Source organism: Paludifilum halophilum (assembly GCF_002245355.1).
In the GTDB taxonomy this organism is placed as follows: domain Bacteria; phylum Bacillota; class Bacilli; order Thermoactinomycetales; family DSM-45169; genus Paludifilum; species Paludifilum halophilum.
In genome coordinates, this window is the sequence record NZ_NOWF01000002.1 from 202,138 (window position 1) to 221,165 (window position 19,028).

The 19,028-nt window shown below is 51.6% G+C and carries 23 protein-coding genes and 1 other annotated feature; of the genes, 8 read left to right on the forward strand and 15 right to left on the reverse strand.

The window, feature by feature from the left end:
• Positions 1–3: 3 nt before the first annotated feature.
• Positions 4–303 (reverse strand): metal-sensing transcriptional repressor, encoded by a 300-nt coding sequence (locus CHM34_RS03840; RefSeq protein ID WP_439116308.1) that lies wholly within the window; start codon positions 301–303, stop codon positions 4–6.
• A 281-nt stretch (positions 304–584) separates the two neighbouring features.
• Here CHM34_RS03840 and CHM34_RS19220 point away from each other — a divergent pair, with 281 nt between their 5' ends.
• The gene (locus CHM34_RS19220; protein ID WP_169713574.1) at positions 585–758 is read left to right on the forward strand and encodes a hypothetical protein; all 174 of its coding nucleotides are present in this window, start codon (positions 585–587) and stop codon (positions 756–758) included.
• Between the two features lie 367 nt (positions 759–1,125).
• A complete protein-coding gene (locus tag CHM34_RS03845; RefSeq protein ID WP_094263269.1) occupies positions 1,126–2,484 on the forward strand; it encodes a hemolysin family protein in 1,359 nt (452 codons plus the stop codon).
• Between the two features lie 30 nt (positions 2,485–2,514).
• Here the strand turns inward: CHM34_RS03845 and CHM34_RS03850 are convergent, their stop codons facing one another.
• Genes CHM34_RS03850 through CHM34_RS03860 form a run of 3 tightly spaced genes read right to left on the reverse strand, consistent with a single transcriptional unit; the run spans position 2,515 to position 5,435 of the window.
• Complete coding sequence (locus CHM34_RS03850) at positions 2,515–3,414, reverse strand: sulfotransferase family protein (protein ID WP_094263270.1); 900 nt, start codon at positions 3,412–3,414, stop codon at positions 2,515–2,517.
• A gap of 6 nt (positions 3,415–3,420) precedes the next feature.
• Positions 3,421–4,407 (reverse strand): CgeB family protein, encoded by a 987-nt coding sequence (locus CHM34_RS03855; RefSeq protein ID WP_169713575.1) that lies wholly within the window; start codon positions 4,405–4,407, stop codon positions 3,421–3,423.
• A 17-nt stretch (positions 4,408–4,424) separates the two neighbouring features.
• Entirely contained in the window at positions 4,425–5,435 is a 1,011-nt protein-coding gene (locus CHM34_RS03860; protein WP_094263272.1) for a CgeB family protein, read from the reverse strand.
• Positions 5,436–5,678: 243 nt separating this feature from the next.
• Here CHM34_RS03860 and CHM34_RS03865 point away from each other — a divergent pair, with 243 nt between their 5' ends.
• Positions 5,679–6,440, forward strand: coding sequence for a sulfotransferase domain-containing protein (locus CHM34_RS03865; RefSeq protein WP_206093744.1), 762 nt, complete (start codon positions 5,679–5,681; stop codon positions 6,438–6,440).
• A gap of 78 nt (positions 6,441–6,518) precedes the next feature.
• On the forward strand, positions 6,519–7,316 hold the full coding sequence (locus CHM34_RS03870; RefSeq protein WP_094263273.1) for a PHP domain-containing protein: 798 nt from the start codon (positions 6,519–6,521) through the stop codon (positions 7,314–7,316).
• A gap of 108 nt (positions 7,317–7,424) precedes the next feature.
• Here CHM34_RS03870 and CHM34_RS03875 read toward each other — a convergent pair whose 3' ends face one another.
• The 6 genes from CHM34_RS03875 to CHM34_RS03900 all read right to left on the reverse strand — a co-directional run bounded on the left by CHM34_RS03875 (position 7,425) and on the right by CHM34_RS03900 (position 10,433).
• Positions 7,425–7,733, reverse strand: a complete 309-nt coding sequence (locus CHM34_RS03875; RefSeq protein ID WP_094263274.1) for a hypothetical protein — start codon at positions 7,731–7,733, stop codon at positions 7,425–7,427.
• Positions 7,734–7,757: 24 nt separating this feature from the next.
• Positions 7,758–7,970: a hypothetical protein gene (locus tag CHM34_RS03880; RefSeq protein WP_094263275.1), complete on the reverse strand. Its 213-nt coding sequence runs from the start codon at positions 7,968–7,970 to the stop codon at positions 7,758–7,760.
• A 172-nt stretch (positions 7,971–8,142) separates the two neighbouring features.
• Positions 8,143–8,340, reverse strand: a complete 198-nt coding sequence (locus CHM34_RS03885; RefSeq protein WP_094263276.1) for a hypothetical protein — start codon at positions 8,338–8,340, stop codon at positions 8,143–8,145.
• 222 nt (positions 8,341–8,562) lie between these two features.
• The gene (locus tag CHM34_RS03890; protein ID WP_094263277.1) at positions 8,563–8,763 is read right to left on the reverse strand and encodes a hypothetical protein; all 201 of its coding nucleotides are present in this window, start codon (positions 8,761–8,763) and stop codon (positions 8,563–8,565) included.
• 129 nt (positions 8,764–8,892) lie between these two features.
• On the reverse strand, positions 8,893–9,144 hold the full coding sequence (locus tag CHM34_RS03895; protein WP_094263278.1) for a hypothetical protein: 252 nt from the start codon (positions 9,142–9,144) through the stop codon (positions 8,893–8,895).
• A 185-nt stretch (positions 9,145–9,329) separates the two neighbouring features.
• Positions 9,330–10,433, reverse strand: a complete 1,104-nt coding sequence (locus CHM34_RS03900; RefSeq protein WP_094263279.1) for a S8 family peptidase — start codon at positions 10,431–10,433, stop codon at positions 9,330–9,332.
• Between the two features lie 229 nt (positions 10,434–10,662).
• Between CHM34_RS03900 and CHM34_RS03905 the strand changes: the two genes are divergently transcribed.
• From CHM34_RS03905 to CHM34_RS03915, 3 genes are read left to right on the forward strand one after another with little or no spacing between them, the layout of a single operon-like run.
• Complete coding sequence (locus CHM34_RS03905; RefSeq protein WP_094263520.1) at positions 10,663–11,751, forward strand: class II aldolase/adducin family protein; 1,089 nt, start codon at positions 10,663–10,665, stop codon at positions 11,749–11,751.
• An 11-nt stretch (positions 11,752–11,762) separates the two neighbouring features.
• Positions 11,763–12,584 (forward strand): SDR family NAD(P)-dependent oxidoreductase, encoded by an 822-nt coding sequence (locus CHM34_RS03910; protein ID WP_094263280.1) that lies wholly within the window; start codon positions 11,763–11,765, stop codon positions 12,582–12,584.
• Between the two features lie 57 nt (positions 12,585–12,641).
• Positions 12,642–13,514 (forward strand): diacylglycerol/lipid kinase family protein, encoded by an 873-nt coding sequence (locus tag CHM34_RS03915; protein WP_094263281.1) that lies wholly within the window; start codon positions 12,642–12,644, stop codon positions 13,512–13,514.
• Between the two features lie 7 nt (positions 13,515–13,521).
• Here CHM34_RS03915 and CHM34_RS03920 read toward each other — a convergent pair whose 3' ends face one another.
• From CHM34_RS03920 to CHM34_RS03930, 3 genes are all read right to left on the reverse strand, one after another.
• The gene (locus tag CHM34_RS03920; protein WP_094263282.1) at positions 13,522–13,767 is read right to left on the reverse strand and encodes a hypothetical protein; all 246 of its coding nucleotides are present in this window, start codon (positions 13,765–13,767) and stop codon (positions 13,522–13,524) included.
• Between the two features lie 396 nt (positions 13,768–14,163).
• On the reverse strand, positions 14,164–15,183 hold the full coding sequence (gene aroF / locus CHM34_RS03925) for a 3-deoxy-7-phosphoheptulonate synthase (RefSeq protein WP_094263521.1): 1,020 nt from the start codon (positions 15,181–15,183) through the stop codon (positions 14,164–14,166).
• Positions 15,184–15,228: 45 nt separating this feature from the next.
• Positions 15,229–15,477, reverse strand: a binding site (T-box leader).
• A gap of 26 nt (positions 15,478–15,503) precedes the next feature.
• Positions 15,504–15,767 carry a hypothetical protein gene (locus CHM34_RS03930; protein ID WP_094263283.1) on the reverse strand — a complete coding sequence of 88 codons (264 nt, stop codon included), beginning with the start codon at positions 15,765–15,767 and terminating at the stop codon, positions 15,504–15,506.
• 230 nt (positions 15,768–15,997) lie between these two features.
• On the opposite strand from CHM34_RS03930, the gene CHM34_RS03935 reads away from it, so the two are divergent.
• Positions 15,998–16,768 (forward strand): HAD family hydrolase, encoded by a 771-nt coding sequence (locus CHM34_RS03935; RefSeq protein WP_094263284.1) that lies wholly within the window; start codon positions 15,998–16,000, stop codon positions 16,766–16,768.
• Between the two features lie 129 nt (positions 16,769–16,897).
• Here the strand turns inward: CHM34_RS03935 and CHM34_RS03940 are convergent, their stop codons facing one another.
• Positions 16,898–17,557: an SGNH/GDSL hydrolase family protein gene (locus CHM34_RS03940; RefSeq protein WP_094263285.1), complete on the reverse strand. Its 660-nt coding sequence runs from the start codon at positions 17,555–17,557 to the stop codon at positions 16,898–16,900.
• A 76-nt stretch (positions 17,558–17,633) separates the two neighbouring features.
• Positions 17,634–18,947 (reverse strand): short-chain fatty acid transporter, encoded by a 1,314-nt coding sequence (locus tag CHM34_RS03945; RefSeq protein ID WP_094263286.1) that lies wholly within the window; start codon positions 18,945–18,947, stop codon positions 17,634–17,636.
• Positions 18,948–19,028: the final 81 nt, after the last annotated feature.

Below are 19,028 nucleotides of genomic sequence, written 5' to 3' on the forward strand. Positions count from 1 at the left end.
CCTTTAGGATTTGGCAAACTGTTTGACCACTTTCATCAACTCGTCGATATACTCATCCCCTTCTCCCGATTGAATCGCCTGGGACAAACAGGTTCGCGTATGACGTTCCAGCAGGGAATACCCTACCTGTTTCAAGGCCGAATGGGTGGCGGTGATTTGAACCAATACATCCATGCAGTAACGATCTTCCTCCACCATGTTCTGCAGACCCCGGATCTGTCCTTCGATCCGCTTTAAACGATTGAGCAATTGGTTCCGTTCCTTGTCCGACCTTGAAACCAAGGCTTCTTTATGGTTCGACACATTGATTCACCTCTTTCATTAATACTATACCCCCCTATAGTATTTAACGTCAAGTGGTTTCCCCTCGTTTTCTCGCATTTAGATGGATAAACTGTTTTCAAACAATGGAGGAGATTCACGTTGGGCATGGATTATTATCGCCAATCCCGGCCACCCCCATCCGGAGGGTGAATACAGTCCCGACGTTTCCATCATGTGAAGAAGAAGGCCCGTTTCCCGATTTTGTTAGGGTGACGGGGCCCGCAGGGGATCATCCTAATCGGGAAAGGAGGTGGACGATTATGGCCGAACGCAACCGTGAATTTCGTACGGGTGAACGTGTCAACGATGCGGGAAAATATGTGTCTACGGCAGGGGAACAAAATGAGTACCGGGAAGGGGATACCTTCGCAGCCTGCCCGGCAACAGGAAGAGACACCATTTGGACACGCGATAATGACGACTGCGGCTGCTGATCCCTCAAGAGCCCGAGCCCGCCCCTTGCGGCGGGCTTTCGCGGTTCACAGAAGCAGTATGAGCGATAGCGATGTTTATCATCCCCAGGCGAATCTTCGCACTGTTCGACAGAATCGATCCATAGTGAAAACACATCAGCCCGAGCAGGCGCTATTTTAAGCGGAGAGATCGTATTCTATCTCCCGACCACTTTGTTCTGTCTTTCTGGAAGGATGGTTACGGGGTCGGCCAGGCCTGAGGGACAGGTTTCATCCAATCTATACAGGAGATGGTTTTTTTGCTAAGCTGATTATTAATGAAGTAAATTTCAAGGGATCCGCACAGAATGAAAACGGACCCTAATTCTTTTCAGGAGGTTGTCTTCGGTTGGAGAGCTTTCTAGAGATCATCTGGAATCTTATTCTGGTGATCTTTCTCGTTTTTCTTAACGGTTTCTTTGTCGCCTCGGAGTTCGCCATCGTTAAGGTGCGGGCCTCAAGGATTGCCCAGCTCGGGGAGGAAGGAAACCGGAAAGCCAGGGTGGCTCAAAAGGTGATCGCCAAAATGGATGCCTATCTTTCAGCCACTCAGCTTGGAATTACCCTGGCATCGCTGGGGTTGGGGTGGATCGGGGAGCCTGCGATCGCCAAACTGATCGTGGAACCCATCATCGGGAAACTCCCCTTTCACGTACCGGAATGGCTCGTCCACTCTTTGGGATTCGGAATCGCCTTTGCTATCATTACTTTCTTGCACATCGTTCTAGGTGAAATGGCCCCCAAGTCGCTGGCCATCCGCCGGGCGGAGGGAACGACACTGTGGACGGCGACGCCTCTGAACTGGTTTTACAAGCTTTTCTATCCCTTTATCGCCCTGTTGAACGGTGCCGCTAACCTGGCCCTTCGCTGGGTCGGTGTCGGTGAAATGGATCCTGATCAGCAGCAGGCTCATACGGAAGAGGAAATCCGGATGATGGTGGCCCAGAGTCACCGAAGCGGACACATTGATCAAACCGAACTTTCCCTGTTCGACAACATCTTTGAATTTAACGACCGCGTCGCCCGGGAAGTGATGGTACCCCGAGTGGACATGATTTGCTTATATACGGACAACTCCTTTGCCGATAACCTGAACACCATCAAGGATGCACGGCACACCCGTTTTCCCCTGTGTCGGGAGGACAAGGACGACATCGTCGGTATCGTGCACATCCGCCATATCTATGAACAGATGCTGGAAGGAGAAGAACCGGATCTGCCCGAACTGACCCGGGACACCGTCCTGGTTCCGGAAACGATGGAGATCAAGGATGTTCTGCGCATCCTCCAGAAGAAAAAGTCGGAAATGGCCATCGTCGTGGACGAATACGGCGGGACCGCCGGCTTGGTAACGACAGAGGATATCATCGAAGAGATCTTCGGGGAGATTCAGGATGAGTTTGACGACGAACAACCCTTTTTCCAGCCGTTCGGTCAGGAAACTTCTATCGATGCGCGACTGCTGATCGAAGAAGTAAACGATTACTTCGGCACCGATATTCAGGACCCGGATAATGACACCATCGGCGGGTGGATCTTTTCCCAACTGCAGGAGGTTCCCGAGGTTGGAAACGAAGTCTCTTATGAGAATCTGAAATTTATCGTAGAGGAGATTGACCAACGAAGTGTCAGCCGTTTGCTGGTTCAAGAAATAGATGGTGATCCGGAAAATCAAGAGGAAGAACAGGCGAAAGACAATCGCGGATAAATAAGGCAAAAAAGAGCGGTCCGGTCCTTGTCACCGGATCGCTCTTTGTCTGGCAACGGTTAATGAATGTTGGTGCGAGGGCTTCGCCGTCATCCGAAAACCGTGGTACAAGTGTTTCACCTGCTCGTTAAATTTTTTCTTGCGCAACATATCCTCGTTTCTCGCCGCTTGCAGGGATAAACGGTAGATTTTTTGAATCGGCTGGGAAACCTTCTCGGCTTTCAATTGCTTTAAGGAAGATTGACTGTGCTGTAAATTCGGGTCCAGAAAGGAATTCATCCCTTTTTTCAGTTTTCCCTCTGTTTTCGGCCACGGGATATCCAGCACCGAAGCCACTTTCTTTAATTGAGGCTCCCAATCCCTCAACAATCGGTCATAATGAACCACCACCCGCTTGGTCCCAATCGTCCAGAACAGAGAGGATAATGTATAATGCGCCCAGAGGTTTAGAGATTTTTTCATGGGAAACCCGTTTCTTTCCTTTAAGGAAGCGGCCACGTCCAGAGGGTTCCTCACCACAATGACGTGACAAAGTTCCGTATCCAGTTCCGAAAGGATGGACTGCCAAAGCGGAAGCACCAAACAGGTTCGCGGATCTTTCCAAGCCCACAACCGTTTTCCGGAAAAATCGCGTTCCACCAGATTCCGAAGCTCCTCGCGAAGAGGCTGAACCCGGGGAGATTTCCACCAGCGATCGGGAAGCGGCTCCACTGTGTCCCAGGACCGGGAAAAAGTGCGCAAAATCCGATGGTTGCAACGGATCATGCCCGTATGTTCCCAAAACCCCTTGGGATTGGCTTTCCCGGGAGGCAACAGCTTGGACCGGTTCCCCAGATCGGCACCCAAAAGATTGACGGCGCGGCTCATCACAGAAGTACCGCTCCGATGCATCCCTAAAATACAGATGGCTTTCGATCGATTCACTGTCAACAGACATCAGCCCCTTTTCCGCAAAAGGATCTTCAATTGATCAAGGAAGGATTCCAACCGGGCATCATAAGTGTGTTCCCGGATCGTCCGCCGGTATCCCTCCACGGCGATCCGCTCCCTCTCCTCATCCTGAACCAGGTAGCGGTCGATTTTCTCCTTCAGATCCCCGATCCCTTGAAAACAAACGATCTCCTTTTCTGGATCATAGAATCGGTTTAAGTCCCGTCGGCAGTCCAGCAGCTGAAAAGAACGGCAAGCGGCAATATCGAAGGTCCGGTTATTCGGTGTATGAGCGGGGAGAAGCAACGGATTTTTATCGACATCGTTGTTGGCACGGTGGATGTTTAAAACGACTTTGGCTCCGTTGTAATACTTGGCCGCCTCTTTCGGGGAAACGGTCCGGTTCAGAATGTTCGACTTCAATCGACCATACTGTTTTAACCCTTCCCACTTCTTTCCGACGAGGATGAACTTTTTATCCAGAAGATAGGGAGTTAGTTCATCGAAAAAACGGATCCGTGTCGGCCACCCGTTTCCGACGAAGCAGATCTCCGAGCGATAGGGTCCGGAAACGGACTGGGGAGAGTAGACATCCGGATTGGTGGCCAAAGGCAAATGAATGCAAGGGACTTTCATTCGTCGGTAGAAAGGAACACACCCGGATTCCTGAGTCACCATAAAATCGTAGTGAGGAACTTTCCACCGGTAGTTTTCCAGGCTGTAGGGATCGTTCACCACCCAGAGGCCGACAACGGCCCCCGACTTTCTCAGCTGTGGAAGGAGATCATGATTGTCGTGACCGAATATGACCGCGACATCCGGCTGGAAGGAGCGGATTTTTCGCATGAGTTTCCGCCGAGGTTCCTTGAGGGAGAGAAACGATTCAAATCGAAATCCCTTCCGTTTTCGTTCCAGGCGTCGGAACGCTCCAATCATATTGGGATTCAACCCCGACAGTGTCTTTTTTCCGGACGAGAGATAGAACAGGCGCATAACCATCTCTCCTTCGTTTATCCGCGGGCCATACGCCGCTTTCGGGGCTTCAGGATTTGGGAGTACAGTTTGTAAAGCAAAGTACGCATCCGAGCGGTGTAGGTATGCTCGCGAAGGGTCCGCCGGTAGGCCCTGGCGGCAATCTGTTCCCGCTCTTCGTCATGAATGAGATAATAATCGATCTTATTTTTAAGGTCGTCCAACCCCCGAAAAGGGACGATCTCTTTTTCGATCTCAAAAAAGTGTTGCAGATCCCGACGGTGAGAAATCAGCTGAAAAGAGCGGCAAGCGGCAATATCAAAGGTACGGTTGTTCGGTGTATAGGCCGGAAGGCGGAGGGGATTTTGGTCGATATCGTTTCTCGTGCGATGAATGTTCAATACGATCTTGGCTCCGTTGTAGTATTTGGCCGCTTCTCTGGGGGGAACCGTCTCATTGAGAATGCAGGGTTTCAATTGATCATATTGTTTGAGCCGATCCCACCACTGGCCCACGATGGTCAAATCCTTCTGAAGCAGAAAAGGTGCCAGCTGATCGAACATTCGGACGCGGATGGGTAAAGCACTCCCGACAAAACAGATGTCTGAGCGGTATTTTTCCGAAACCGTCAGCGGTCGGTATTTATCGGGGTTAACGGCCAGAGGAAGGTGGATACAAGGTTTGCCCAACTGCCGGTAGCGGGAAACACAGCCTGCATCCTGGGTCACCACAAAATGGTAAGGGCGGGCTTTCCGCTCATGGTTTTGAATATTATAGGGATCATCGACCTCCCATAAACCCACGATCATCCCCCGCTTTTTCAGATAATAGACCGTATTCGGAGGAAGCGACGCCCGAAAAACGAGAACGATGTGGGGCCGTAAAACATGGATTTTTTTTATCAGATCGCTGAGCGAAGATCGATCCGGCAAAAAAGAATCCGCCTGAAAATAGGGGAGTTTTTTACTTAATTGCCGAAAGGCTCCGATAATGTTCGGATCCAAGTGAGACAAGGATGTACTCCCGGAAGAGACATACAACAACCGCATGGGTTCACTCCCCTCGCTCTCAACATGAACTGCTACATTACCCTATTCTCTGAATAAACCGGCGGTTCGTCTCTCCCGTATATTTCGGCATTTGTTCCCGGTTAGCCGCCCGGAGGCCCCCTAAAAAGGGCTGGATCGGCGGATAGGGAGCTGAGGATTTTTTGCCCGATCTTTTAAATCAGGCGCCTTCCCATCACTAGGTTGATAGCCGGAACATACACTGAACCAAAGGGGGTGATACGATTGTCTCTGCCGGACTATATCATCGCGGGAGCCCAAAAGTGCGGAACCACTTCGCTTTATCATTACTTGACGGACAACCGGTATATCGTCCCCGCTAAGAAAAAGGAAGTTCACTTTTTTGATTGGAATTACCGCAAGGGAACATCCTGGTATACGGATCAATTCCCCCTGCCCCTAAAGCGGAAAAAACGCGGGTTCATTACGGGGGAAGCCAGCCCCTATTACCTCTTTCATCCTCATGCGGCCAAGCGGGCTTTTGATACAGTCCCCGGAGCAAAGATCATCGTACTTCTGCGCAATCCCGTCGATCGGGCCTATTCTCACTATAACCACCAAGTGCGACGCGGGAAGGAGAACCTCTCCTTTGAAGAAGCGATTGAAAAGGAAGGGGCTAGACTGCGAATGGAACGGAGGAAAATGCTTCGCAATCCAAACTACAACAGTCAAACTTACTGGCGGTATTCCTATCTGGCGCGGGGCATCTATGTCGACCAACTGGAAAGGTGGATGAAGTATTTTCCGCGAAAGCAAATGCTGATCATTAGAAGTGAAGATTTTTATAAAAATACCGGATCCACTCTCAGGAAAGTTACCGGTTTTTTAGGTGTCCCCGACTCATCTCCGAAAACAACGAACCCCTATAAATCCGGCTCCTACGAGCCGATGAATCCGGATACGCGGCAGTTGCTGATCAACTATTTCCGACCCCATAACCGCCGATTATACCAAAAGCTGAACGTCGACTTCGGCTGGGATCAATAGACGAATCGGCAAGAAAATCCGCTGAACCGGGCCACCTCCTCCCCGTTGTCGATTATAATGTGGGGGAGGAGGTGCCGCATGCGAATATTCAAGGATCTAAAACCGGGAACTTTCGACTTGCACATACACACCACCGCTTCCGACGGAATCTTTTCTCCAACGGAAGTCGTCCATCGAGCCAAAGAGGCCGGTCTGTCCACCATTGCCATCACCGATCACGATACCCTGGCCGGTGTGGAGGAAGCTCTGGCCGCCGGTGAAACATCCGGTGTCCGCGTGCTGTCCGGAGTAGAGATCAGCACTCGATACGGGAAAAAAGGCGTGGATATCCTCGGATATGATATCCACCGGCGGCGGCAACTGCACGAAACCCTGTCCTCTCTCCGGGACGCCCGCCAAGACCGGGCTCTGGGGATTATCGAAAGGTTCGACCGCCTGGGAATGCCGATCACCCTGAAAGAGGTGCAGGAGTTCAGCGGTGACGGAGTGATTACCCGCCCCCACATCGCTCGGGCCATCGTCAAAAAAGGATACGCGGAAGATGTTCAAACGGTATTCGACCGTTATTTAGCCGACGGAAGGCCGGCAAATGTAGAAAAAAAAGTGCTGACTCCCCAACAGGGTATCCAGCTGATCCATCAGTCGGGAGGACAGGCGGTCCTGGCACATCCCATCTATCTCGGTGATGATGAGCTTGTCCGAAGCCTGCTGAAGTTCGGATTTGACGGAATCGAAGTATGGCATCGCAACCATTCGCCGGAGGACAGCCAACGCTATTTCCAAATCGCGGAAGAGTTGAGTCTCCGGGTTACCGGAGGCTCCGATTTCCACACGGAAGCCCATCGGATGGGTGATTTCGGTGCACCGACGGACTAACATGATAGAGCTATGTACTTTTCATGATAACAATCCGGCCGGGAGGGCCCAAAGCAGCCGTCAATCAGGGACGGCTGCTTTATCATTCCTCGGTGGCCACCCCTTCCCTTACAATTTGGCCTTAATTTTTCTATCCATCTCGTTTCTGATTTTATCTTCAATGGCTTTGAGGGCAGACGTCTGACTGGACCTGGGAGCGGCATTCGCTCTCTGGTTGGGACTGACGCCTCCGACGCCTCCGGACCTGGCCATACTATCTCTGACTGTATCCAGAGCCGTGTTGAGAACCCTGGAGATGATGTCGAACAAATCATTTGATCCAGGCTGTTGCATCTGCGGTTGATTCATCGCAGACCGTTGCATTTGAGGGTGATTCATCGATTGATATTGCATGTTGTTGTGATGTTGATCTGACACTTTGATTCACCTCCCCTTTATTCGTTACATACTTTGCTTCAGATCGCCTTTACCGCTTTCCGAAGCCGTTTGTTCAAATTCAACGCTGCCCAGGATATCAATGACAAGGTTATCGCCGGAGTTCACTGCAATCAGCGAACCGGATTGGGAAATCGGACTGGACTTGGCTTTGGCATCGCATTCACCGGCGGAAAAGCGGCCGTGACGCTTCCGACGCTTAAACCTGCATTTACCCATTTCGTAATGCCTCCTTAAGCCTCTCAATATATTTACGATCTTTTTTTCAAGAGGTGGATGAATCGAACAAGTAATAAAAGATCATTTACTTGCTTTAGAGAGACTCTGGCCTCCTATGAATCCACCCCTTTCCCCCTCCCCTCAACCTTGTGGGGGGAGGGGGCGGGCATCTTTAGGTCTGCCTTTGTTTTAAGCTGCCAGGACCGCTTTCCGCAGCCGTTTGCTCAAATTCAACACTGCCGAGCAGGTCAAGAATGAAATTATCGCCGGAGTTAATGGCAATGAGCGAACCGGATTGGGAAATCGGACTGGATTTGGCTCTCGCTTCACACTCATCTTTCTTCTGCTTGCGTCGCTTGAATCTTCTCATTTCATAACACCTCCTCTTTCTTTGCTAACAGTATATGAACTTAGTCTTTGAAGGAGTGGACGATTACACTAGGAAAAACAAACATATTTTGGTTGATTGGAAGAAAGCCGAGTAAGAACCCAAAAAACGCAATGAATTCCCGAACGAATCATTTCGGAACGGACATCTCAAAGAATACTAAAAACTCCCCTCCAAACGATCGGAGAGGAGTTGACCGCCTGATCAGGATTGAAAAACTTTTTGCCTGCCCCGCCCGCTTTCCGACGCCGTCTGTTTAAATTCGATATCTCCACCGGCTGCCAGGAAGTTGTTCCCTGCATTGGAGGCCGTTGCAGCTGCGGACTGGGAAGTCGGATCGGCATTGACATCGATCAAAACATCTTTGCCCGTCTTTTTCCTTCGGCCTTTCCGCTTTTTGAACATCCTGAACAGCACCTCCTCGCTTTCTAGGATTCGAACTCCGGATCACACCCTATTTGATTCCTCAACTTGAATATATGAAAGGTTCTTTTTTTTGCTTCCCGAAGTAAAAAGATCATAGGCCGTTCCTTCTCAGCCGTTTTTTGATTGTTGCTTGCCGGGTCCGCTCTCCGAGGATGTCTGTTCATAATCGATATCACCCTGAGCATCCAACCGGTTGCGGCCTGTATTGGACGCATCATCGGCTGCGGCTTGTGCACTCGGGTTTGCATTGACAACAATTTGAGGACCCCAGGATTTGTTGACCAGTATCTTCAATAGTTTAATGATTTGTTTTAATTCATTCTTTCTCCTGCGGTGTCTGCGACGTCTCTTTCTTCCCATACTCGCACCTCCTGGTTCTCCTGGATAGTTACTACTTCCAGCATATGAGTAGAAATAACAAACGAATGGACGGATACGCCGGGGAAAATGTTCATATTTTAGATGGGCTTTTCGAAAAAGAATCCAAGTAGAGGTGTTGATTCACTCTATGAAACGGGGAGACCCTGAGATCGAAAGCCGGCTACTCACTTCGGGCGCGATGACCGAATCCGTACCAATCCAGCTCCGGTCTGACGCCTCTGTTTCAAGGGCATGGCCCTGGATTTCAACAACCGTTGCAGTGCATCGGGGGAGACTCCGGAAAATCGCTGTTTATAAACGGCGGCAGCCCCGCTGACGTGGGGAGCCCCCTGGGAAGTCCCGCTCAGGAAAGCATATTTTCCGGAGGAGTAAGTGCTCAAAATATCCACACCCGGTGCCGCAATATCCAGAGAAGGCCCCGCAGCCGAAAAGGAAGCCCGACGATTTTCCCTGTCAAGAGCCGCCACAGCGGTGACGGAAGGAATCCGTGCAGGCGCGTCCACTGTATCCCCCCTTCCTTCCGCATTTCCGTTATTCCCGGCAGCAGCAATGACCAGAGCTCCCTTGCGACGAGCGGCATTCACCGCCCGAACCAATGCTGAAGGAATGGTACTCCCCGATCCCATACTCAAATTGATAATATCCAATCCGCAATCGAGGCACCAATCAATACCCTGAACCAAAGTGGTGACCGTCCCCGCCCCGTTTTTATTCAATACTTTGACTGCATAGAGATCGGCGGCGGGAGCCACTCCGACCACACCGCCCCCGCCGGCTCCAGTGGCGGCCACGATCCCGGCGACATGGGTACCGTGCCCATTATCATCCTGAGGAGAATTTTCCATATCGATGAAGTTGACGCCTCCCCTGATATTCCCTTGCAAATCGGGGTGTTTCAAGTCGATACCCGTATCCAGAATACCCACACGAATCCCTTTTCCCGCTCTAAAAGACGGGACCCCTCCCCAGATCCGTTCGATATTCCAGAGAATCTTCCGCTTGGATCGACCAATATCTCCAATACCTTTTTTTCGAATATTAAGACCTATCATTCCTCGGCCGGGAAGGGCAATACGCCGATCTTTCTCCGCCCACAACAGATCCGGATCCTGCAGAATCCCCCGTAACTTTGAAGTGGGAACCATCGCCGACACCAAGCCGCTGTAGCGGCTGATATAGTAAATAAAGCCTCCGGCGTTCCGGATGCGCTTCAAGATTGAATCCCTGCGAGACAAAAACGTATAGAAGGAACGACCTTCTTTACTCATACCAATCACCCCATACTACAAGGTATGAAGAGAGCTTCTCGAAGGTTTGGATGTTTGCTGGTTTCATAGACAGAATGATCCCAATATTGGTTGTACGGGGTGACAGGTAGGTGCGATCGTAATCCGGCTATCGGTAAGCTCTCGTATTCCGACCGATTATCCTTTTCATTTATAAGTTCCGGCTGATTGGTAAAAAATGAATGATGTAATGGAGAAAGGGGAGTGAATGATGTCCACATTTACGATGGTTGGAGATTGGGAAACAAACCCGACATTCAAACCGTTCTCTTCCGGTATTCGCCAGTATATGGTGCAAAACGGATTTCGTTATGTACCGGATACCGATCCCGACGTGCAACTGGTTCTCAACTTTGTGGATCCGCGGGATCCACGCCATTTTCGGCGCAAAGGAAAAGGGACCTTTGTCGTCACGGTAACCGAGAACGATCAACCGGCCGAGAGTGTCCTTCATACCGGATATCCGATACTGATCCGCTCCCTGGGGAATATGATGATTTATTTGGATCGTTCCACCGGTACTCCGCGGACCTACTTTGTCACTTTGGAACAAGGATGCTACGAAATCCCCGGGGAACCCGGAGATGCCGGTTACTTCCGACACGTGTTCAATCGGTTGCAACCGCTGGCCACATCACAGCTGGTGATCGATAATACCTTTTCACCCGACCTTCCGGAATCATTGTGGGAAGGGGATGAGATTACAGCAAGTATCCACCGTGCCGGGAAAAAGCTGGATCAGATGAACCTGCTACCCGCTCCTTTTCCGATCGAAGAACTGCTGCCGCAGAAAGATTACCGGCACATCCAACGTCTGTACGGAATCGGCGGACTCAGCTACGGTAATTTGAGCGCCCGTAAAAAGGACAACCGCTTTTGGATGAGTGCCAGGGGAGTTAATAAAGCCAACCTCCAAAAAATAGGCAAGGACGTGCTGTTAATCAAGGGGTTCGACGCGGAAAGCCCGGCCATTGAAATCAGCGTTCCGCCCCATGTAGAACCCAAACGGGCCTCTGTCGACGCCATCGAGCACTGGATGATTTACTCGGAACACCCGGAAGTCGGAGCGATCGTCCACATCCACGCTTGGATGGAAGGGATTCCGTCAACCGAGATTAATTACCCTTGCGGTACAGTCCAGCTGGCCGAAGCGGTAGCCGACCAGATCCGAAAAGCCGATGATCCTTCCCGGGCGGTTGTGGGATTGAAAAATCACGGGCTTACCATTACAGGGCGGGACCTGGATGATATTTTTCATCGAATCGAAGGACGGATCATTCCCCAGGTCCCCATGTCGTAAAGGGGATAAATATGAACCAACGAATCGTTCTTTTAACCGGGGCTTCCAGCGGAATTGGGAAAGAAATCGCCAGGCAACTGGTTCAAAGGGGGGATTTTCCGATCCTGGTGGCACGAAAGGCGGATCCATTGAAGAGGTTGACAGAAGAACTGGGATCCTGTGATTTTTTCCCTTGCGATGTGACCCAACAAAAACAGGTTCACCGTCTCGCAGAGGAAGTGATTGCCCGGTACGGCCGTGTCGATGTGCTGATCAATAATGCGGGATACGGTCGTTTTGGAGGATTGATGGATCTATCGATCTCCGACTATGAAGGAATGATGGAAACCAACTACTTGGGTACCGTCCGCCTTACGCGGGCGGTTCTTCCCCACATGTTCAGGCGGGGGGCCGGCCGTATCATCAATATCGCTTCGGTGGCCGGACTGACGGGATCTCCGAACCTGGGGGCCTATAGTGCTTCAAAGTTTGCTCTGATCGGTTTTTCCGAATCACTCAGACTGGAGTCCGCCCCCCTCATTCAAGTGGGGGTTTTATGCCCGGGACCCGTACAAACGCCTTTTTTCCGGGGAACCGACCCTTCTCAACTCTTTCCCGGTTGGATCGTTTCCCAATTGCTCGATGCACATACAGTCGCTCGTTACGCCGTTCGCATGATCGATCGTCCTCGATTGAAAGTAATTCCTCGGAGAATGAGTTGGGCAGTGAAAGTACGAAATATCGCTCCGGAGTTTTATATGTGGGCCACAAAAAAGATGTATGAATCCTTTCAAAGGAAAAAGCGGATGACGACCGTTTACGAATCAAACGGCCCTTCCAGGAGCGGGCGGTAGAACATAGGTCTGAAATCATGTTTGTTACGATCTTCTGAATGGGCAGGGGATGTACGAATGCGTTTGTTTATTGTAAACCCGGTCGCGGGTAACGGTCGGGGACGAAAAGTTTGGTCTCAGGTGGAACAAACATTGCAGAGGAAACAAATCCCGTATCATGTCCGATTCACGGAACGCCCCGGCCATGCCGGAGAAATAGCCCGTTCCGACGCGTCCCGGGGGGATTTGACCGCGATTGTCGCCGTCGGCGGTGACGGAACCGTGCATGAGGTGGGAAACGGACTGGTCGGTACCCAGGTGCCTGTTGGCTTTATTCCGGCAGGTTCGGGGAACGACTTTTCTTTGGCCCAGGAAATCCCTGACGACCCGGGAAAAGCTTTGGAACGGGTTTTAGAACACCGGGTTCGCCGGGTGGATACGGCGAATATCGGTGGCCGAACCATGATCGGCTTCGCCGGCATCGGATTTGACGGACGAGTGGCCCAAACCGTCAACCGTTTTCCTTTCAAACACTGGTTGGGCCGGTTGAATTATGTGCTGGGTGCCCTTCAAGTATGGGTTGGATTCCGCCCCATCGAAGTATCTCTGACTGTCGACGGCAAACCATACGACTATTCGGCCGTCTGGCTGATCGCCATTACCAACACCCCTTATTATGGAGGGGGAATGAAAATCTGCCCCCATGCTTGCCATGATGACGGTCAGCTGGATATCTGCTGTGTAAACAATCTGTCTCGAAACGAGTTTTTGCGAATTTTCCCATCCGTTTTCAAAGGGAAGCATATCAGCCATCCTTCCGTCACCCTGTTGCGCGGTAAAGAAATCACTCTCTCATCGGAAAGTCAGCTGGCGATGCATGTCGATGGAGAGACGATCGGTCAGCCCCCTTCGTCGATTACTGTCCAACCCGAATCGCTATGGGTGTTATAGCCCTTTTTCAGTCCTCGTCCCACTCCCGCCAATAAGGGTTTCCGTACCGGACCAACCCCTGCATCAACCCGAAGGAAACAATCGCCAACCCCAAATAGGTCCAAACGCCAAATCCGAGTTGAAACGGATCGATTCCCAGTATCAAGTCGGATAGACAGGACTCCAGACTTAAGACCAAAATCCCCCCGAGCAATGCCAGGATTCCATCGTGCAGATAGAAGGTGAGACTTTTTCTCTCCTTTTTCCGTTCCATCAATGAACCCCCACTGTGTATCCTTTACACTCATTTTGCTTTCCGAGCGATGGGTTATACACGGGCAGCGGAATTCATCAAAAAACCGCCCCGCTTTTCGAGTGGAAAAACAGAGCGGTCGTACCCATGTTTATGAATCTTTCTCTTCAGACACATAAACGATGGCGTCGATCCGAATAGCCCCGGGTTCGGGAATCAACCCGGCACGCTCTAGGACCTGTCTGGTCATTAACGATAACGGGGTGCGGAAACTGATTTCCGACTGCGCGCCGGGTTGCCCTCCACAAATGTGGAACCCAACCCCAAGCCACCAAGGATATGCTCAATCAACAAGGCTATCGAGTGCCCCTCTGAGAATCCTTCCAAAAAGACAGAACAAAGTTGCCTAAAGGGGCACTAGCCTTTACAAGATTCCTGTTTCCGGGGTCGGAAGGCCGCCAGTTCCTCCATCATGGCCGAAAAATTGGACAGGGTCAGAGACTGAGGACCGTCGGAGACAGCTTCTTCCGGACGGGGATGAACCTCGACCATCAGTCCGTCTGCCCCGGCGGCCAATGCTGCCTTGGACATTGCTTCGACATACCGCCATTTGCCGGTTCCATGGCTGGGGTCCACAATGATCGGCAGATGACTCAAGTGTTTGACCGCCGGTACCGCATTCAGGTCCAACGTATTTCGGGTATGGGTTTCAAAAGTGCGGATTCCCCGTTCGCACAGAATCACATTCGGATTTCCCTCACTGAGAATGTACTCCGCCGACATCAACCACTCTTCAATGGTGGCGGACAAGCCCCGTTTCAACAAAACCGGCTTATTCATCCGTCCGACTTTTTTCAGCAGATGGAAGTTTTGCATATTACGGGCTCCCATCTGGAGGATGTCCACATATTCAGCGACCCGGTCCAAATTTTCCGGGTCCATCACTTCGGAAATCACCGGCAGACCCGTCATTTCCCGGGCCTTGGCCAGAAGTTTCAATCCCTCTTCCCCCAACCCCTGAAAGGAGTAGGGAGAAGAACGGGGTTTAAAAGCACCGCCCCGGAGAAGTGCTCCCCCCGCATCCTTGACCGACCGGGCAGTCTCCAGAATCTGCTCTTCACTTTCCACAGAACAGGGGCCAGCGATCACCACCGGATCCGGACCGCCGATAGACACATCCCCTACCCGTATCCGGGTCGGCTCAGGATGGAAAGAACGGCCGGCCAGTTTGTAGGGTTCACTGACCGGGACCACTTTCTCCACTCCGTCAAAGCGCTCCACCGGCAGTTGGGATAAGGTTTCTTTACCGCCAATCAGACCGAGAATCGTTTTATCAACGCCCTTGGAATAATGAATTTGCACTCCCTTTTCTTCCAGACTTTGAACGATACGGTCCACCTGCTCCCGGGTTGCATTCGGCTCCAACACGATAATCATTCCGATGACCTCCCTTTTTCTTAAATAAAAAAATCCCCGCCCCCATAAAGGGACGAGGAGTCTCGCGGTACCACCCTTTTTGAATCGCCGAACGATTCCACCTTCGTAACGCCCCCGAAAGGGGGACGTGCCATCCAGATATCGGTGGGCTCCGGACCGACCTATGACCGCCAAGGTTTCAGCCGTCTGCTCCAAGGGTGTAATTCGCACAGCAGGGCGATACCGGTTCACAGCTGACCACCGGCTCTCTGGGATCGCTCCCTGCCGACTACTTTCCCTCTTCAACGCGTCTAAGTATAAAAATGATTTTGATTAACTTATCATGAACCCTCGGAATTGTCAACGGGGTTTCTCTCTTCCATATCGACCCATCCGTACCGTTTCTCCGTCATCTCCAGTCCCCGCTGCATCAGACCCGACAATTGGCTGCACAATTTCAAACCCGCATCAATCTGTTCTTCCCTGCTTCGTCCCGACTGTTCCAGCCATTGAGCCACCCGAGCCGAAATCTCCGCCTGGGATTCCATTAAACGGGCCAAGGCCTCCTCTTTGCGAACCATCGCCCGCAACCAGGATTGTCGCAATCCTTCAGCATCCTTTCTCCATGGAACACCGGAATCCGAAAAATCGCCGGGTGGATCCGGTCGAAAGAAAGGCGCATCTGTGAGTTGTCGTCAGTCTTTCATCAGAATCCCCGCCTTTTCATCCTACAGGATATGAGCCTAATAAAACCGATGTGAAACGATAAAAAAGCATTCCAGCCGCCGATTCTGTGATAGGATAGAATCAGATTCCAAACCATGAGAAAAAGGCGGTGAATCCCATTCTCATCTCCTTTGACCTGGACCACACCCTGATGGTTAATCCCTTTCGCCGCTGGGTTTTTCCGGATGTCGATAAAGCTGTACATCCCTTGCTGTCCTCCGGCGGAGGGACGCCGGTACGGCGAATGGTGCAAGAACACCTGGACCGGCTGGCCCGACGGGAGTGGGTATCCGCCTACGACTGGGATGATATCCTTCGGACGATCACCGGGGAAAAGAAGAGCCATTTACCCTTTACCGTAGAAGATCGGGTCCGGCACTACGCCAAACCGGGCAGAGTATGGCTTTTTGCCGACGTCCTCCCCGTTCTGAATCGTCTCCATTCTCAAGGGGTTCGCATGGTTGCAGCCACGAACGGATGGGAAAAATACCAGCGGCCGGTAACCGATTGTCTGGGAATCACTCGTTATTTGGATTCATTCCATACTCCGGACACCCGGGGTTTTGCCAAGCCGCATCCGGATTTTTTCGATTTTCCGAACGGCCATCCGCTGGTTCACATCGGAGACCGGATCGACCAGGACATCGCCGGGGCGAATCGGGCAAAGGTGGTTTCTGTCTGGATTAACAGACATCTAACAGAAGAATGGAGGCTTCGGTCACTAAAAGAGCGCCGCACCCACCCGGATTTTCCGCACTTGGTTCACCGACAGCTGAAACAGGAGGGGTGGGAGGATTCCCCTTCCGATGAACAGATCCCCGATTATCTGATCACCTCTTTGGAGGAATTGGAAAAGGTTTTAAACCTTATGCATCCTTGATTCACAAAAGGCGACTTCTAAAAGCGTTGGGTCGGAGTTGGGTCCCACACTCCGTTTCGTAGTTCTTACAAGCCAAAGGCACTCCGTGTCATAGGGACACTGGCAAGAAAGTCGGCTTGTTTACCTCTTCTATCGGATCAGGGGTTCCGGACTGGGAATCGCATCATGTTGTGAAGAATCCCCCCGGTCCGCCGCCTGGATAAAAAGGCGGGCCAAGGCATCATATCCCTGTTGGTTGGGATGTACTTCGTCAAAGAAAAAGTCGCGGCGATGCAAAAAGGAATCAAAGGGGTCGATCAATTGGACGCGGTTCTTTTTACAGATCTCCCGATAAGCCCGGTTCACGGAACGAAGAACACGGGAGCCCAAGAGAAAACCCATCTCATAAGCGGGTAGCGGCAGGTAAAAACCGAGCATATAAATCGTCGCGGAATCGTTGGCCTGACGCACCAATTGCAGCAGCTGTTCCACTTGGGCCCTGACACGGCGCATCGTTCGAACCAGTTCCATGAAATGACGTCCGGATTCGTACCAGTCGATAAAATCGCATCCACCGGTGGTAATGGTTATATGCGACACCCGGGGCAGAAGCTTCCGAATGGCGGGGGTTTCGATCAAGGAATAGAGTTCCAATGAAGTAAGGCCGGAGATCCCCATGTTTCGCATGCGGCACCGTTCTGACACCTTGATGTGGCGAAAATACTGTGCGGCGAAGCAGGAATCCGGCCTCGCCGCCCCAACCCCTTCCGTCAAGGAATCTCCCAGGGCAAGATAGGTAATCGGCTTCATTGCGCCTCCCTCCCCGGTTCCGTCTTGTTAGGCGGTATCACCCTCCTTTAACCTTCCATGATGATAACCCTTTTATTCAGCCCAGCAAGAGCAATCCCGTTCCAATGATGAACCCGGAGTAGAAAAGGATCAACAGGCAAAAGCCCATGATGTCCCGGGCACTCAGTTTGGCAATCGCCAGCAGGGGGAGAGCCCAAAAAGGCTGAATCATATTAGTCCAGGCGTCTCCCCAGGCGACGGCCATCGTCGTTTTGGACGGGGTCACTCCCAAGGCTTCCCCGGCAGGGAGCATAATCGTTCCCTGAACCGCCCACTGTCCTCCTCCCGAAGGTACAAACAGATTGAACAACCCGGCACTGAGGAAAGCAAACAAAGGAAAGGTCGTTCCATCAGCTACGCTGATAAACAGCCGGGAAATCTGTTCACCCAGTCCGGACAAGGCCATCATCCCCATGATCCCTGCATAAAAAGGAAACTGCAAAATAATGCCTCCGGTCTTTTTCACTGCATCTCCCAAGGCGTTTAAATAGTGACGAGGGGTTTGATGAAGGAGAATTCCCAACATCAAGAAGCTGAAATTGACGATGTTGAGATCCAGCTGTCCCCCGTTGTCAGCGACAAACAAAAGGATATAGACGAGTCCCATCCCACCAATCAACCGGGAGATCCACGGGTACATCTCCAGTTTTTCAGCAGGAGTGGCTGGCGTCTCCCGGATGGCTGAAGAGGCGGTTTCATCCTCCAGCAGGGATGGATCGACCTGTACCCGTTCCGACTCCTTCGGTTGCATCCAGCGAACGAACAAGGGCAAGGTAAAGATCAACACGATAACCGGGATCAGGGTGAACCCAGCGAAAATCGTTTCCGAAGTGGGAACGAGTACTCCGAAGGAATCGTCGGTGGCTATCTTAAGGGGAATCGAACCGGAAAGACCGCTGTGCCAAACAATAAACCCGGCATACGCGCCGGCCACCAACAACCGATAATCGGCACGGGGCACTCTTTTCGCCACTTCCTTAGCGAAAAGAGCGCCGACGACCAGGCCGAACCCCCAGTTGATCCAACTGGCCACCGCGCCAACCCAAGTCGTCAACATCACCGCCTGCCCCGGTTTTTTCGCCACTCCCGCAAACCTTTTCAACCCTCGCCGGATGAAAGGCGCTTGTGCCAAAACATGTCCAGTCACCAAAATCAGGACCATTTGCATCGTAAACTCCAAAAGTCCCCAGAACCCTTCCCCCCAATACCGAATCATCTTGACTGGTCCGGTATCGGTAGCAAAGACACCCAGAAAATAGACAACAAACGTAAGCAGAACAGCAAACAAAAAAGGATCGGGAAGAAACCGCTGCACCAATCGGACAGAAAATTTAGTTAATTGTTGAAACAACCTGTCTTCCTCCTCTCCCGTTGTTTATGAACCTGTCGCCGGGTCTTTTGAAGCGCTTTCATTTTTCCGGTAAAGGAACTC